Annotated in this window: 15 protein-coding genes; 4 read left to right on the top strand and 11 right to left on the bottom strand. The window is 46.0% G+C overall.

Annotation, left to right across the window (positions count from 1 at the left end):
- Window positions 1–6 precede the first annotated feature (6 nt).
- Window positions 7–828 (bottom strand): pyrroline-5-carboxylate reductase, encoded by an 822-nt coding sequence (gene proC / locus K6Y21_RS07780; RefSeq protein ID WP_233071249.1) that lies wholly within the window; start codon window positions 826–828, stop codon window positions 7–9.
- A gap of 28 nt (window positions 829–856) precedes the next feature.
- The gene (locus tag K6Y21_RS07775) at window positions 857–1,564 is read right to left on the bottom strand and encodes a YggS family pyridoxal phosphate-dependent enzyme (protein ID WP_233071239.1); all 708 of its coding nucleotides are present in this window, start codon (window positions 1,562–1,564) and stop codon (window positions 857–859) included.
- A 27-nt stretch (window positions 1,565–1,591) separates the two neighbouring features.
- Between K6Y21_RS07775 and K6Y21_RS07770 the strand changes: the two genes are divergently transcribed.
- The 3 genes from K6Y21_RS07770 (at window position 1,592) to yaaA (ending at window position 4,682) form a co-directional block, all read left to right on the top strand.
- Window positions 1,592–2,626 (top strand): type IV pilus twitching motility protein PilT, encoded by a 1,035-nt coding sequence (locus tag K6Y21_RS07770; RefSeq protein WP_233071238.1) that lies wholly within the window; start codon window positions 1,592–1,594, stop codon window positions 2,624–2,626.
- A gap of 68 nt (window positions 2,627–2,694) precedes the next feature.
- A complete protein-coding gene (locus K6Y21_RS07765) occupies window positions 2,695–3,804 on the top strand; it encodes a PilT/PilU family type 4a pilus ATPase (protein ID WP_233071236.1) in 1,110 nt (369 codons plus the stop codon).
- 101 nt (window positions 3,805–3,905) lie between these two features.
- Entirely contained in the window at window positions 3,906–4,682 is a 777-nt protein-coding gene (yaaA, locus tag K6Y21_RS07760; RefSeq protein WP_233071234.1) for a peroxide stress protein YaaA, read from the top strand.
- 27 nt (window positions 4,683–4,709) lie between these two features.
- Here the strand turns inward: yaaA and K6Y21_RS07755 are convergent, their stop codons facing one another.
- From K6Y21_RS07755 to K6Y21_RS07710, 9 genes are all read right to left on the bottom strand, one after another.
- On the bottom strand, window positions 4,710–5,585 hold the full coding sequence (locus K6Y21_RS07755) for an ABC transporter ATP-binding protein (RefSeq protein WP_233071233.1): 876 nt from the start codon (window positions 5,583–5,585) through the stop codon (window positions 4,710–4,712).
- Between the two features lies 1 nt (window position 5,586).
- Window positions 5,587–6,417, bottom strand: a complete 831-nt coding sequence (locus K6Y21_RS07750) for an ABC transporter permease (RefSeq protein ID WP_233071232.1) — start codon at window positions 6,415–6,417, stop codon at window positions 5,587–5,589.
- A gap of 46 nt (window positions 6,418–6,463) precedes the next feature.
- Window positions 6,464–7,492 carry a putative urea ABC transporter substrate-binding protein gene (locus K6Y21_RS07745; RefSeq protein ID WP_233071231.1) on the bottom strand — a complete coding sequence of 343 codons (1,029 nt, stop codon included), beginning with the start codon at window positions 7,490–7,492 and terminating at the stop codon, window positions 6,464–6,466.
- An 80-nt stretch (window positions 7,493–7,572) separates the two neighbouring features.
- Window positions 7,573–8,763, bottom strand: a complete 1,191-nt coding sequence (locus K6Y21_RS07740; RefSeq protein WP_233071230.1) for a toxic anion resistance protein — start codon at window positions 8,761–8,763, stop codon at window positions 7,573–7,575.
- Window positions 8,764–8,774: 11 nt separating this feature from the next.
- Window positions 8,775–9,569: a hypothetical protein gene (locus K6Y21_RS07735; protein ID WP_233071229.1), complete on the bottom strand. Its 795-nt coding sequence runs from the start codon at window positions 9,567–9,569 to the stop codon at window positions 8,775–8,777.
- A gap of 4 nt (window positions 9,570–9,573) precedes the next feature.
- Window positions 9,574–11,100, bottom strand: coding sequence for a phosphate ABC transporter substrate-binding/OmpA family protein (locus K6Y21_RS07730; protein WP_233071227.1), 1,527 nt, complete (start codon window positions 11,098–11,100; stop codon window positions 9,574–9,576).
- Between the two features lie 27 nt (window positions 11,101–11,127).
- Window positions 11,128–11,922, bottom strand: coding sequence for a vWA domain-containing protein (locus K6Y21_RS07725; RefSeq protein WP_233071226.1), 795 nt, complete (start codon window positions 11,920–11,922; stop codon window positions 11,128–11,130).
- Window positions 11,923–11,934: 12 nt separating this feature from the next.
- On the bottom strand, window positions 11,935–13,638 hold the full coding sequence (locus tag K6Y21_RS07720) for an ABC transporter substrate-binding protein (protein ID WP_233071224.1): 1,704 nt from the start codon (window positions 13,636–13,638) through the stop codon (window positions 11,935–11,937).
- Between the two features lie 639 nt (window positions 13,639–14,277).
- Window positions 14,278–14,796 carry a 2TM domain-containing protein gene (locus tag K6Y21_RS07710; RefSeq protein ID WP_233071222.1) on the bottom strand — a complete coding sequence of 173 codons (519 nt, stop codon included), beginning with the start codon at window positions 14,794–14,796 and terminating at the stop codon, window positions 14,278–14,280.
- Window positions 14,797–15,033: 237 nt separating this feature from the next.
- Here K6Y21_RS07710 and K6Y21_RS07705 point away from each other — a divergent pair, with 237 nt between their 5' ends.
- A complete protein-coding gene (locus tag K6Y21_RS07705; protein WP_233071221.1) occupies window positions 15,034–15,666 on the top strand; it encodes a hypothetical protein in 633 nt (210 codons plus the stop codon).
- Window positions 15,667–15,737: the final 71 nt, after the last annotated feature.

The raw sequence follows: 15,737 nt of genomic DNA, 5'->3' as shown, positions 1-15,737 counted from the left end.
TGCCTCCTAAAAGAGTTGTTCCATTTCAGCGCCACGCGCTGCTGCAGCCTGCATGGCTTGTTTCACCGTCTCTGCCAGACCTTGTTCGTTAAAGGTGCGAATGGCTTCGGCCGTGGTGCCGCCCTTAGAAGTAACATTGGTGCGCAGGGTGGCTAAATCAAGCTCAGGGTTTTCGATGACCATTTGGGCACTGCCTAAGGCAGACTGCTGTACCAGTAAACGCGCCTGCTCTGGGCTAAAACCCATGTCAATCGCAGTTTGCTGCATGGCTTCCATAAACAGGAAAAAGTAAGCCGGCGCGCTGCCAGAGGCGGCAATGATGCCGTTAATTTGCGCTTCGCTTTCCACCCAAACAATTTTGCCTACAGCGGTCATCAGATCGCCAGCAAAAGCTTTATCACTGTCGCTTACTTGCTCTGAAGCAAATAACCCTGTCATGCCTTGTTGTAGTAACGCAGGGGTATTTGGCATGGTGCGCACCACAGGCACTTGGCCAAAAATACCTTGTAATCGGGCAACGGAAATGCCGGCGGCAATCGAAATAAACAGCTTGTTAGCGAGGTCTACGCCTTGATCAACTAAGTGTTGACAGACATCGGCCATGATTTGTGGCTTAACAGCGAGGACCACTACATCGGCATTAGCAACCGCTTGAGCGTTATCGGTGAAGGTGGTGACAGCAAATTGTTGTTCCATCTTGGTGCGATTTTCGGCGCTGGGATCACTGGCCGAAAGCAGGCTTTTATCATAACCATCTTGTACTAGGCCGCCGATTAAACTGCTGGCCATGTTGCCTGCGCCGATAAAGGTGATTTTTTTCTGTTCCATTTGCATCTCTTTGTAATGATTAAGTCGCTTAATTTTGATAGTTGCGCGCGCCAAAAATGGCGGTGCCAACCCTAACCATGGTGCTGCCATTGGCAATCGCCACACTCATGTCACCGCTCATGCCCATAGATAGGGTGTCTATGTCGGGGTAGTTTTGCTGTAATTGCAAATATAACCTATGTAGTTGTGCAAAGCTGTTGTTTAACGCGTTAACGTCATCTGTTGGTGCAGGAATAGCCATGATCCCACGTAATTTCAATTGGGGTAATTCACTTACTTGTGATGCAAGTTCAATAACTTGAGATAAAGTGGTTCCCGACTTACTGGCTTCTCCGCTAATATTGACCTGTAAGCAGATATTGAGTGGCCCCAGCTCAGCAGGACGCTGATTGCTTAAGCGTTGTGCTATTTTTAAACGGTCGATGCTTTGTACCCAATCAAAGTGCTCTGCCACTAACTTGCTTTTGTTAGATTGCAGTGGGCCAATAAAATGCCATTCAATGGGCTGGGTGATATCTGCATCTTGGCGCAGGGCTTGGATTTTTTCGATGCCTTCTTGCACATAGTTCTCGCCAAACCGACGTTGGCCGGCAGCATACGCCAACTTAATTTGCTCTGCGGGCTTGGTTTTACTGACTGCCAGCAGGTTTATTTCATGCTTATCTCGATTAGCCGCCGCAGCAGCTTGCTCAATCTGAGATAACACCTTAGTGAGTTGCTTAGTTAAAGTGCTCATAATCGTGACTACAGGAATCTTTAGGTTATGGATATTACAGAATTATTGGCGTTTAGTGTAAAACATAAAGCGTCGGATCTACACCTTTCTGCTGGTGTTCCGCCAATGATACGGGTTGACGGTGAAGTTCGAAAAATCAACTTACCGGCATTAGATCATAAACAAGTGCATAGCTTGATTTATGACATCATGAACGATAAGCAGCGTAAAGACTTTGAAGAAAAGTTAGAAACCGACTTTTCATTTGAAGTGCCTGAACTCGCGCGTTTTCGTGTGAACGCATTTAACCAAAACCGCGGTGCGGGTGCGGTATTTCGTACCATCCCCAGCGAAGTGTTAACCTTAGATGATCTTAACGCACCAGAGATTTTCAAGAAAATTTCGAAAACACCGCGTGGCCTTGTATTGGTAACGGGTCCGACGGGCTCGGGTAAATCAACCACCTTGGCGGCAATGATCGACTACATCAATGATAATGACTATAAACACATCTTAACCATTGAAGACCCGATCGAATTTGTGCACCAAAACAAAAAGTGTTTGGTCAACCAACGTGAAGTACACAAAGATACCCATGGTTTTGATGCGGCGCTACGCAGTGCCTTACGTGAAGACCCCGATGTTATTCTCGTGGGTGAGATGCGTGACCTTGAAACCATACGTCTGGCTCTCACCGCAGCGGAAACGGGTCACTTAGTATTTGGTACCTTGCATACCACCTCTGCGGCTAAAACCATTGACCGTATCGTCGACGTATTCCCTGGGGCAGAGAAAGACATGGTGCGTTCTATGTTGTCGGAATCACTGCGCGCGGTTATTTCGCAAACCCTGTTGAAGAAAAATGGCGGTGGGCGTGTTGCTGCCCATGAAATCATGATAGGTATTCCGGCTATTCGTAACCTGATCCGCGAAGACAAGATTGCGCAAATGTACTCGGTGATCCAAACCGGTATGACCCACGGCATGCAAACCCTTGACCAGTGTTTACGTCAATTGGTTAATACTGGACAAGTGGCACAAGCCGATGCGGCAGCGAAAGCGGCCGATGCTAACACCTTTTAATTTACATAACGCGTGCTAAAACCAAGGTTTAGGGCGCATTTATCCTCTTAGGAGTTAAGGATACAAGGATGACACTGGACCAGTTATTAACGGCAATGCATAAGCTAAAGGGCTCCGACGTATATATATCGGTAGGCATGCCACCTGCTATTAAGGTCAATGGTCAATTACAATCTGCCGGTAAAGAGGCCATGACGGAAGCGGATGTGTACGCTTTAGCCAGTCACGCCATGAGCGAAGCGCAGATGGCGGAGTTTAAGCAAAGTCGCGAATCTAACTTTGCCTTTAATGTCGACAAGGTTGGGCGTTTTAGGATCAGCGCTTTCTTTCAAAAAGACATGCCCGGCATGGTGATTCGCCGCATTGAAATGCGCATTCCTACATTTGAGGAGTTGCATTTACCGCAAGTCCTTAAAGAAGTATGTATGGCCAAACGTGGCTTGATCTTATTTGTTGGTGCGACGGGCTCGGGTAAATCAACCTCGCAAGCGGCGATGATAGGTTATCGTAATATGCACGCCAGTGGTCATATTATTACGGTGGAAGATCCGATTGAATTTGTGCATCAGCATGGCAAGTCGATTATCACTCAGCGTGAAGTGGGGCTCGATACCGACTCATTTGAAATGGCCCTGAAAAACTCACTGCGTCAGGCCCCAGATGTGATCTTGCTTGGTGAGATCCGAACCCGTGAAACCATGGAGTTTGCGATTTCGTTTGCTGAAACCGGTCACCTTTGTATGGCGACCTTGCACGCCAACAACGCTAACCAAGCGCTCGATCGTATTTTGCACTTAGTCCCCGAAGACATGCAGCGTCAGTTCTTGTTTGACCTGTCGGTTAACTTGCGTTGTATCGTGGCCCAGCAATTGATCAAAACCCAAGATGGTAACTCTCGTCGCGGCGCCTTTGAAATTCTGCTCAACACGCCTTTAGTATCGGATATTATCCGTAAAGGTGAATTGCATGAATTGAAAGACATCATGGCGAAATCCAATGAGCTAGGCATGAATACCTTTGACCAAGCGCTATTTAACTTGTATCAGCAAGGCTTGATTGGTTACGCGGAAGCCTTGGCGCATGCCGATTCACCAAACGATCTACGCTTAATGATCAAGCTTAAGGGCAGCGACAGCTTAGGCTCAGGTTTGATGGATGATGTGACCATAGATATGTAGTGGTCAGCTTGTCGACATAGACAAATCATTTACCATAGGTAAGATGTAAAGCTCAGCACATAAAGGCTGAGCTTTTTGCTTTTAACATCAAGAGAATTGTTATGTTAGTACTCGTTTCTCCAGCTAAAACATTAGATTATGAATCGCCTTTGGCGACCGAGCGTCACACTCAGCCTGAGTTTATTGAGCACAGTGCGCAGTTGATCCAGCGTTGTCGTGAGCTAACGCCATTGCAAATCTCGCAATTAATGAAAATCAGCGACAAGCTAGCTGGGCTAAATGCGGCGCGTTTTGCTGATTGGCAGCCTGAATTTAGTTTTGATAATGCCCGCCAAGCTATTTTGGCCTTTAAGGGCGATGTGTATACGGGGTTAGATGCAGCGAGCTTTAGCGAGCAAGATTTTGACTTTGCCCAAACCCATTTACGTATGCTGTCTGGCTTGTATGGGTTACTTAAGCCGCTGGATTTAATGCAGCCTTATCGTCTTGAGATGGGCACTAAGCTAGACAACGCACGCGGCAAAAATTTGTATGAGTTTTGGGGCGATTTGATCACAGATAAAATCAATCAAACCTTAGCCGAGCAAAATGATGAGCTGGTGGTGAACCTGGCTTCCAATGAATATTTTAAAGCGGTGAACCGCAAAAAGCTAAACGGCAAGCTCGTGACCCCCGTGTTTAAAGACAACAAAAATGGTCAATACAAGATCATTAGCTTTTACGCCAAAAAAGCACGCGGCCTAATGGCGCGTTACATTATTCAAAATCAATTAACGGATATTGAGCAACTCAAGCAGTTTGACTTAGAGGGCTATTTCTTTTCAGCAATAGACTCTAAGCCCTATGAGTTGGTGTTTAAGCGCGACAGCCAAGACTAAGTCATGACTTAGTCTTGTGGATGTTTGCTAAGCCGCTGGGTAATGAAACGCGTCGGGATGCAGCAAATTGAATTCATTAACATGTTGCATAACCCGCGGGTTAAACCCCTCTTGGCGAACCGAATGGATCAAGTCTTTAAATTCGCGCGAATCTTTCACTGACGTAGACAAAGAGCCAAAATCAATGGCGTGATCGGCCACAATTTTGGCCCCTTTTTGATTGAGTTCTGTGTTGATCCTGTCATCCCGGTAATATTGAGAGAGCACCAATAACCTTGATCCTAAATAAAGGGATTCTTCCAGATCATGGGTGACAAAGAAGATAGTGAGTTGTTCTTGTTGCCATAATTCCAAAATAAAGATTTGCAGTTCTTCCCGAGTATCGGGATCTAAGGCACCAAAGGGCTCATCCATCAATAATACTGGCGGCTTCATTAGCAAAGATTGCGCGATAGCGGCACGCTGTTGCATGCCCCCTGATAATTCATGAGGGTACTTTAGAGCAGCATTATCCATACGCACTCGGCGTAAAAAATCCATTGCTTTATCTGTGGCAGCGCTGTTCGCTCGCCAAGGCAACCACCAGTTTTGATGGCTAAGGCGGTGGCCTAATAGTAAGTTATCCAGCACGGTTAAATGGGGAAACAAGGAGTAGCGTTGAAAGACGATACCTCGACTGGGGTCGGGAAAATGAGCTGGCTGGCCATCGAGCTGTAAGCTGCCTGAGTCTGGAAATTCTTGGCCGAGTATCATTCTTAACAAGGTAGATTTACCACACCCACTAGGTCCAACTAAGGTACAGAATTCACCGGGTGCGACCGTGAGGTTTATTTCATCCAGAATGCGTTTGTCGCCATAGCTTTTGATCACCTGACTTAACTGCAATTTGGGGGTATGAGTCATGTTAGTGATCTCCTGATTGATACCATGGATAAAGTTTTAGTCTCAGGGTGCGTAGCAGCCAATCTATGCTAAAACCAAGTAAGGTTACCCACGCCACATAAGGTAAAATGGTGGCCATATCCATATAACGACGTACCAAGAAAATGCGATAGCCTAGGCCTTCGGTTGATGCGATAGCCTCGGCGGCAATTAAAAATAGCCAAGCGGCCCCCAAGGTAAGCCTTAATGAGTCGATAGCGCGGGGCATTAATTGCGGTAGCACGACACGATACACTATGGCTAATGGGCTGGCGCCTAAGGTTAACGCCTTCACCACTTGCTGGCGTGGAATCGCTAAGGTCGCCAAATACATGTCACGAATAATAAACGGACAGCAGCCAATAAAAATCAACATGACCTTGCCTAACTCACCGATGCCAAAACTAATAAATAAGATGGGCAAGATGGCCAGTGGCGGGATCATCGAAATAAAGTTGATGACAGGGGAGAATAAGACTGAAAAGCCTTTAAACATGCCCATGTTCAGCCCCAGTAGAATACCGATAATGGCGGCTGCACCCGCACCCATGGCAATCCGAGAAAGGCTGGCTAAGGTGTCAGACCATAATAGGATTTTCCCGCTGCGCTTATCCGGCTCGGTAGCAAGGCGTTGAATATTGTCGACCATTTGGCTCGGGCTGGGCAGTAATTTATCCTTGGGGTTATCAGCAAGGCGTAAATCCGATGCCCAGAGATATAAGCCAATCACTAAGATAAAAGGGAGTAAGCCTAGCATAATGCGTAATCCTCGATTGGGACTGGCATGAAGGCCTAAAAGTTTGGGGGCGTGCATTGAGCGGGCTCCAAATGGGGCCGTTGGCCCCATTGATTTATTGATATTAAAGCTTATTTTCGGCAGCTAACTGCATGTAGCTGGCGTCAAATCTCAGTTTAATGTTGTTGTTATCGCCTAGCACAGAGCCATCTGGAAAGCTGATGCCAACCAAGTCTTTTGACGGCGCGCCATTGCCATATAAACCGTGATCAAAGCTGAAGCTGCGTACATACTCCATGGTCTTGATCAATTGCTTATCTTGCATTTGAGCAACCGCTTGCTCGGCTTGGTAAAACATATTCGTGGTTGTAAGTTGGGCGTTAAACTCAGCCAAGCTGCCACCCGCGCTGCTGGCCATTGCGTTGAGAGCTTTGTCATCACCCTTGGCCATTTGTTGCATAACTTCATACCAAGCGCCGGTTAGGGCTTTTTTCAAACGTTCATCGGCTTGGGTTTTCACGACCATTAAGTCTAGGATCTCGCCCGGTATCATCGATGAATCAAACACTAATTTAGCATTTGGGGTATTGGTGACTTGCTGTAAAGGTGGATTCCATGTCACGACATTGGCATCGGGCGCCGCTTGAAACAGTGAAGCTATATCGGCATCAGAGGTGTTCACAACCTTAACGTCTTGCTCGCTTAAGCCGTTTTTATCTAAGGCGCGGGCAAGCAAGTAATGAGACACAGAGAGCTCAACCAGCATCACTTCTCTGCCTTTTAAATCTGCAACCGAGCTGCCTTGCTTAATCACGATACCGTCGTTACCGTTACTGTAATCACCTAAAATCAGTGCGGTGCTATCAACGCCGCCCACGGCAGGTATGGTCAGCGCATCCATTTGGGTCATGGTGCAGGCATCGTAAAGACCTGAGGTATATAAATTGATGGATTCGATATAGTCATTGATAAGGTCTAGTTGGATCGTGATATCGTATTTTTTTGCCCATTTATCTAGGATGCCACTGTCTTGGGCATAGCTCCAAGGCTCCCACCCGGTGTAATGACTCCAGCACACTTTGAATTCATCTGCGGCGTGGGCCGATAAGCTGGCCAGAGATAAGGTTAGGGCCGCAAGGGTTTGCTTTAACATGGTTTATCCTTTTAAGGTGTTATCACTAAATTGATTCGAATAGCTTGGTGAGGACCAAGCTAGGTCTTAGGTTTTGGTTGTTACAGTTCGATAGTGTTTGCAAAGTTGGCTTGAGCCGATTTACCTTGCTCCATGTCTTGGATGCTTTGTTCCATTTTGCTCGTCAGTTGGTCCATTTCTAAAATCGAGTGGGCCATTTGCGGCAACGCCTTTTGGCGATACTGGCTGATGTCTTGCAGCGCCGATTCAATGTTATTAAAGGCTTGCTTTAGTTTCTGAATATCCAATTGAGATTCAGAAGCTTGCTTTTGAATTGCTACCCCTTGGGTTTTTAACTGTTCGCTGGTTTGCACGATTAATTCATTGGTGGTGTTATTGACGGCTTGGGTGGCATCTAATAGTTTTTTCTGGTGCTGTAATGCAATGGACATCACTGAAGCAGTTTCTAATGCGGTGACGGTGACATTGATGGCCCGATTCACCCCGCGGATTAACTCTTTATTGTTTTGAATGATGACTTCGGCGGTGATCACCGCTTGTTGGTTGACGGCTAAGGTTTGCTGTAAGTCCATAATGCGCTGGCGCAGTGGGAACAGAATATGCTCTTGCAGGTATTTTTGTTTGGCTGCTTGGGTGTCTTGATCCGCAATGGCTTGCTCAACACGCTGATCCAGTAAATGGCCGAATTTGATATAGTCTTCGAGGGTGAAGGTTAATTCACGATAGCGGATCTGATCCTCTTCCAGCGTCAGATTATCACGTTTTAACTGGGCTTCACCATCACGCAAGGTGTTGACGATATCGTTGATCACGCCTTCTGCGGTTTGATAGCGAGCAAACCATTTGGCGATGGGGGTTCCGACAAAGGGCAGAAAGCTCAATAATCGACGAACCGTGCTCATGGTAAAGTCCATTCGGTTTGGATTGACTGCGCTGACCTGCTCTTGCAGTGCTAATAGGGTGTTGGCCGTTTGACCACCACTTTCTGCGTCATTGACTAAGGTATGAAGTGGCGTTTTCAGCATTTGACTGCGCTGGGCCAATTCTTTACAAGGGCGTTCGGCTAAGCTGGTGATACTTTGCGCCATGTCTCTTTGTGCGGTTAAATCTCGCTCACCAATCGCCATTAATTGGCCAACGGTTTGCTCCACTTTGTCGAGCATGGTGCGACTGGGTTGTTGCTGAAATAACATTTCCGTTGTATTGAGGTTTAACTCGCCTTTCACCGTGTCAGAGGTGGCTAATGTGAGCGTAGAGGTACTTGCATTCATTGAGGTCGTCCTTATTGGATTTGGCTGTAACGATTGACGCGCTCGGCCATTAGCCTAAGCTCGGTCATGGCTTGTTCTATATCCAGTTCGGCATGGCCTGACTGAGTAGAAATTTGCGCAAGTTGGCTTGATACTCGATCTAATTCGGTCATGGCTTGCTCATTTTCGGTAAATAATTTAGCCACCCGTGCATGGGTATCATGAAATAAATCTAAGCGCTCTTGTAATGCTTTGCTCTTGGCTTGGCCTAGTTCGCTGTCATCCAATTGGCTAAGCTGGCGTTTAATGTGTTGGCTATCGATGGCGGCAATGCCTTGAAGGCTAGAAACCGCATCGCTTAGGTTATCTAATGCCGAAAGAAAGACTTGTTCGGCCATACTGAGATAGCGCACATAAGTGATTTCACTTTGATCGAGTTTATTGTTGAGCACGGTTTGAAAGGCGCTGAATTTGTTGTTGAGCTGCTCAACTTGGTATAGCCCTTCTTTCTGCTTGAACTGTTTGAGCTGCTGTTGCAATTGCCCCATGGCCTGCTGGCGCTGAGCGACTAATTGTTGGTGGTAACGATCAATGGCATTTTTGGCAAATTGATCGCCCTTAATAAAGTAGCTTACTAACCAGCTGATGCCACCTAGGGTCAGCCCGACGCCACTTAACGACCATGCCAGTAAACTTGACTCGATAAGTCCAGCGTAGGCCATGCCAACCAACCCTAAGGTGGTTGGATAAAGAACGAGCGGACTTTGTAATGTATGCGCAAGTACGGTTTGCTTAATTTGACTGGGATTTAGATTACTTAACTTCATAACATCAGTATGCCGCTGTGAGTAAACGAACTTCGACTCGTTTAAGGCGGCTTTGGTAACTGCGCCGGCTTTCATTGGCTTGTCTTGGTAACGGCTCCGTCCCGCCTAGACCTTGGGCTTGAATTCGATAGCGGTCAAACCCACCTTGAGCGATTAGCCACTCTTTGATCGCCTCCGCTCTTGCTTTTGATAGCTTGAGGTTTTCACTGGCATCACCTTTGTTATTGGTGTGGCCCTGAATACGAATACGAAAATTAGGGTAGTGGTTTAAGTTTTCGGCGATTTGGGCCAGTTGTTGTGCGCCTGGCTCGGTTAATTCATTACTGCCACTGCTAAAGACAATAGCGCGTGTTTTCAAGGTGCCGACTTCGACCATGTTGGCCCATTGTTGCTCGGTTAACTCATCAAACACATGAATGGTGGGGGGCTCGCTTGGTTGGTCGATAGCACTCGTTTGTAGACGTTGTTGCACAGCCGTAATCGGCGCAGAGTTAATGAGCCGATAGGGATCGCCATTTGGAATGAGATCAGAAGGAATGTCGGCAAAGTCAGCAAAAATATTTAGGCTGCTTTCTATGGTTTGCACTAATGCCCCGTGTTGCTTAAACCATTTCTGGGTATTGTGATTTAAGCTGGCCCATTGTACGCCGTTGAGCAGTTGTTGCACCTGAGCTTGATTTAACTCTGTGGTATCACTGAGCTCTTTGATCAACTCTTGCGGGTGGTCGCGATAGAATTTTAGCACCTTAAAATAGCTAGTGAGAACCAGCTCTAAGGTATCACTTTGGTCTCTAGCGAAATCATGATTAGCCAGCAGCACATCGACGATCAAGGACTGGGTATTTTCTGTGCCTAGGATGCGTTTAAACTGTTTACTTTCCAGTGCCAAAGAGACGTCCGGCTCCCATAAGACAGCAACATCAAGCTGACCACTTTGGAGCTGAGTTAATGCATCATGGGAGCCTTGGGTTTCGATTAGGTTAAATTGTTTTTCCTTAATGGTTTTAATATCAAAGTGGGAGGCGACTGCACGCAGTAAGTGCTCACTTGGTGAGGCGGGGGTGAAGCCAATCGTGAGCTGTTTTGGGGTCTTTAGGTCATCAAGGGAGTTCACGCTATCTATGTTGGCAATGATCGCATCGCCCCCTTTGGACTCATCAATCACGGCAACGATAGCACCTGGGTAATTAAAAGCCTTACCGCTGGTTAACCAAGCGTCGACCGAGGCCACGGCTAAATCAAGTTCGCCGTGACTCATGGCTTTTAAACGCTGCTGATAGTTAGCTTGATCATCAACGCACTCAAGCAAATAGCCTTGCTGTCGCAGTGATCGCTTCATCTCTTTTGAACAAAGGGGGTAATAGCCAACCCAATTATCCACCCCGATCGTGATCTTACCTTTAGTGCTACGAGCATCGGATTGAGCAATAGAACGCTGCTCAGTCAACATGGGTTGCAGTAATTTGTATCCGGCCACAGCGGAAACACCAAGCACTAAAAGGCCAAGGGCGATTTTGGTATGTCCTTGCATGTTTATGTTCCTACATCCTCGCTAGACTTAATTAAATTGGGCGATATCGGTGAAGTTGTCAGATTCGGCGAGTACGCTGGACAGCCCTTCCTTTAAGCTTTGTGAGTCACCGGCTGATTTATAGAAGGTAATGCCTTGCTGGTTAAGAGCATGATCACTCCCCAAGCAAAAACCTATGGTATGAATACTGACCGGTGAGGATTGATAGATAAGATCCACCACACCGCTAGGATCTTCTCTCACGCTGGCATCGCCATCGGTGACCACCACGATATTGTATTCACCATAGCCCAGCTGCTGCTGAGCTTGTTTTTCTATCTCATGAAAGCCCTTGGCCAATGAGGTTTTTAACGGGGTGCCACCGCCCGACTGTACGTCATCTATGGCTTGCTTAATGGCATCTCGATTAGCGGAAGCGAGCTCAGCTTTTACTTGCGTGCCAAAGTAATCGAAAACCAATAGGCCAACATTGGCATTGGCAGGAACTTCATTGATAAACTGCTTTACCGCACGTTTCGCGGCGACTAATTTCGTTTGATCACCATTACATTGGATCTCGGCCATGGAGCCGCTGCCATCAAACACGATAAAGTAGTTTTGCGCCAATAAACTTGAGGCAACGCCTTGCTCCTGAGGGAGAGTGGGCCAATCATTTTTGGTGGCTTGCAGGCCATAACCTTCACCAGACGAAGACAGAAAATCGCTGATGTTATCCTTTACAGATTTCGATGTTGGCAGTGTTTCTGAGGGGGGTAATGAATTGGCTTGCCAGATAAAAAGGCATGCCAAAGCAATGAATAAAACACTTAATATAGGCTTCATGTTAATGCTCCATTACAGCGGCTGGAAGACGTCGGCTTCAGCTTCTAGCTGAATAATGCGAAACACGACTCGCATATTTGAGCGCCATTCAGCTTCGGTTTTAGGAGCACAAGGATCGCTACCACACATGCCCGTTTGCGGTTGGCTAAAGCCATGACCTACGAGCGCAAACTGATTACTGTCTAAAGTGATGCCTTGCTGCTGCGCAAACTCAATTAACCCTTCTTGTACACTTTGCGCTCTCGAAAGACTGATATTTTTATTGGATTGTTTAAGGCGGGCGAGGACGGCGCCTGACTCCCCTTGTTTTTTAGAACGCAAGTATTTCAGGGGATCACTGTGCCCTTCAACGGTAATGACGGCGCCGCCATAAGTGGACGCTAATTCAATGACTCGGTTAAACTCTGCGGCATACAAAGCGCCGTCGAAGGCGTTTTGGTTGGGCGTAAAGGCCACTTCAAATGAGAATAGCTCACCATCAGATAAGGCACTTTGTTGTTGTTTTTTCGCCACGACGTTAGCCACTTTAGCGCTGTTGAAGCGTGACTTTTGTGAAAATGAAACATCGCCACCTAAGGCCACAAAATCCCAATCGGCAAGCGTTGGCATCTTGCTGCCTTTGCTTAAAGCGAGATGCTTGAGCATGGGCTGGATTTGATGATTCATTTTATTGGCATTTCGCGGGTAAGCCTGATCGGTAAAAAACTGCATATTACTGTTGATGTCGAGGTGCTCTGCATCAAGATATAAGCCTTGGGTATCGGCAACGGCATCGGCAGAATCTAATAAAAGCTGTGCCGAGGTGCGCAGTAGTTGGTTATAACGGGCTTGGTCGGAGCCGGGGTGGTTAAATAGTTTTTTCACCTCACTAGAAGCGCTATATAAAGCCTTAACGAAGGACTCAACTTTATTGCGATGTTGTTGATAGTAATCGCTACGCACAGCATAAACATCGGTGATCACGCGGTTTGCGGTTTTGGTCGACATCAAGATACGGGCATTTTTTATTGAGTCTTCGGCACCTGTGCCGACATTGCCGCCCGAAGTGAGGGCCAACGCATCGGGAATGATCACAAAAGCGGCATCAATATCGCTTTCATATAAGGCGGCCATCGGGCTGTTATCTGTACCCGTTAAATCAGGTAGCCACTTAATTTTTACATCGCTTGGTTTGAGTTTCGCATCACTTAGTAGGGTCATCATGTAATCAACATGGGGGCCATAGGCTTGGAGTGCGATGGTTTTGCCTTTTAAGTCAGCGACCGTATTGATGCCTTGTTTAACCACTAACGCGTCACCACCTGACGACCAAGTCAGCTGGTGGATAATGACTGGCGCGGTATTGGGCTGTTTGTTTAACAGGTCGGTAGCGGCATTGATCATACCTAAGGTGCCCCTTAGGTAAGGTGTTTTACCGCTTAGGTATAACTCGAGCTGCTTAGTAAAGTCGTCATTGCGCGTCAGTTGAAAATCAAGTCCGTAAGAATGAAATAAAGAGCCCGTTTGAGTTTGTTTATCACTGCCGTTGGCATAAATGGTCGTGATATCTCCACCCCAAGTAATGATAGGAAGCGATAAGTTTTGATCTTGCACCGGCTTGGCTGATGTCTTAACAATCTGTTCCAGCGCTTTAGGTTGGATATACTGCGGGGCTGCCATTGCTGTGCTCATTTGCATCAGTAATAGGCAACTGCTTAATGCCATTAGTAACTTCATCTTTATTCCATTTCGATTAAAAAGTTATTTCGGCAGAGGTTATCAGATCAAAAAAACATCATCAATCATCTGTTTTATTTGAGGTGTTTTTGTTAAGTGTTTGTATTTATGTTGTTTTGTTGGCTTTTTTGTTACTGGTAGAGGGATTTTCTAAAGGCCTTGCTAATTTGGGTATTTTATATGTTTGTTTTATCAATAATCAGAAGGTAACACTCTTGTTCAACAAAGGCTGTTTAAAGTGTGAATTGTGACAAAGAGAGATAAATTGATTTTTATTGAGTGATAAAACAAGGTTCTGCCGAACAGCCGCCTTTACTGCTGGGACACAGTAAAGGCCTAGGGCCTGTTGATCTTTCGTGGTTAATTTTTGTTGGAGTGGGAGACACCCTGTCTAAAAGCGTTTTGAGCAAGGCGAGCGGTGTGTAGCTTAGCATTCTAAGTAAATACCGCTCAACGACGCGCAAAACGCTTTTAGCCGAATCCAAAGGACAGCGTTTGTTGGTCATTTCTACTGCGTTAGCGCCTTTTCGCGTAGGTGACTATGCCACAAAGATGCTGCCCACAACGATTGTTTTGTATAAATACCCAACAAATCGCTGCAAAAACAAGCTCCAAAGGTCAACAGGCCCTAGGTATATGTTATTTTTTCATTCGTTTTTCAATTTGCTTTTGCTCCCAATCTTTGCCAAATCTGGGCAAGATATTAAACACGCTTAGAGCATGATTGACGATGCCGATTCCCCAGCCCAACATGGGCCAAATAACCCAAAAATAATCTGGGCTGAAGATGATGTTAATGATGGTTAATAACACCATGACCAGCACATAACTGGTAAGGTGGGAATAAAAGCCTCTTAGCTCTTTTACTTCCTTTTGTACTTCGGCTAACTTTTCCGCTTCGGGGTCAAGTGGCGTAGTGTGTTGGTCATGGGCTGTATTACTTGTCATTGGATCGTCCTCTTGAGTGGCAGATGGCTGTATCTTTTGAACGTCGACTTCCAAGGTAGCCGCAATGGCCTTTAGGGTTTCTAATGCACCTTGGCCACCTTTTTCTAATCGCTGTATGGTGCGTACACTCACGCCACTAAATTGCGATAACTGCTCTTGCGACCATGCTTTTTCTAAGCGGTAACTTTTAATCATATTGGGCTTCGACATCCTGTGTTCCTTTCATGCCACTAAGATTACCAAAGCATACCCTTTTGACCACGACATGCAACCGCCACTTAGGTGACAGTTGTTAAATATCAAATAGTTATATGCGGTTTGTTGATAAGACTGTCGGTGTTAGCTAGGTGAAATATTGAGTCAAACATTCATTTTGAGATGTGGGTTGGAATCAGTCACACTTTTTCACATGTTTTCAATTGGCTTTTTTAGATTATGGTGGAATGATTGACAGCAGTGAGTGCCAATCATTATTTTGAAAAAGGATGTGCTATGTTCGCCAAGGTGGCTCTGTTTATTTTGTTGGTTTTGACTTTTGGAGTGAATGCTAACGATAAAGCATCAGTTGAATCAATTTTGATTACGCTTAAGCAGTCGAGCTCCTCCCAATGTGCTCGTTTACAAGCAATGCTTTCTCCCGAGAAGCTTAGAAGTGAGGCTGAAGTGCTTGCAATACAAGGCGCTATAGTTAATCTTTGTGAGTGTTTACCCAATGAAATTGAGCGCATTAGCTCGGGCCTTAATCAACAAGAGTTAAATACGGTATTAGCGCCAGCAGAGTTTTTGGCTAAGCATAAAACTCATCTAGTGGATAAATGCGCAGCTACGCAGGCAAAGTATAGTTATAACGAAGCTTGTGAGCTCCGCTTTGCTACAACCAAGAAGAACAGTAATAATTATTGCTCTTGTATGCGAGAGTATCTTGATGGGCTATCTGACTCAACTCTTACACAGATCGGGGCATTATCAGCACAATGGATACCACAAGCGGCTAAAGCTAAAAATGCGCGTTTACCCGAGCCAGAGAAACCAGCTTTACTTGCATCCTATATGGCTAAAGAGCGAGCTTGCTCTAATTGATTTATTCAAATTTAGCTATGTTACTGTATTTGAAGAGAATAATAAGGATAACAGATGATTTCTAATGGGGA

Origin of the sequence: Motilimonas eburnea (assembly GCF_021295345.1) — a bacterium.
Lineage (GTDB): Bacteria > Pseudomonadota > Gammaproteobacteria > Enterobacterales > CBDFNC01 > Motilimonas > Motilimonas eburnea.
The sequence above is the reverse complement of the archived record's forward strand: the minus strand, read 5'-3'. Positions and strand labels throughout refer to the sequence as shown.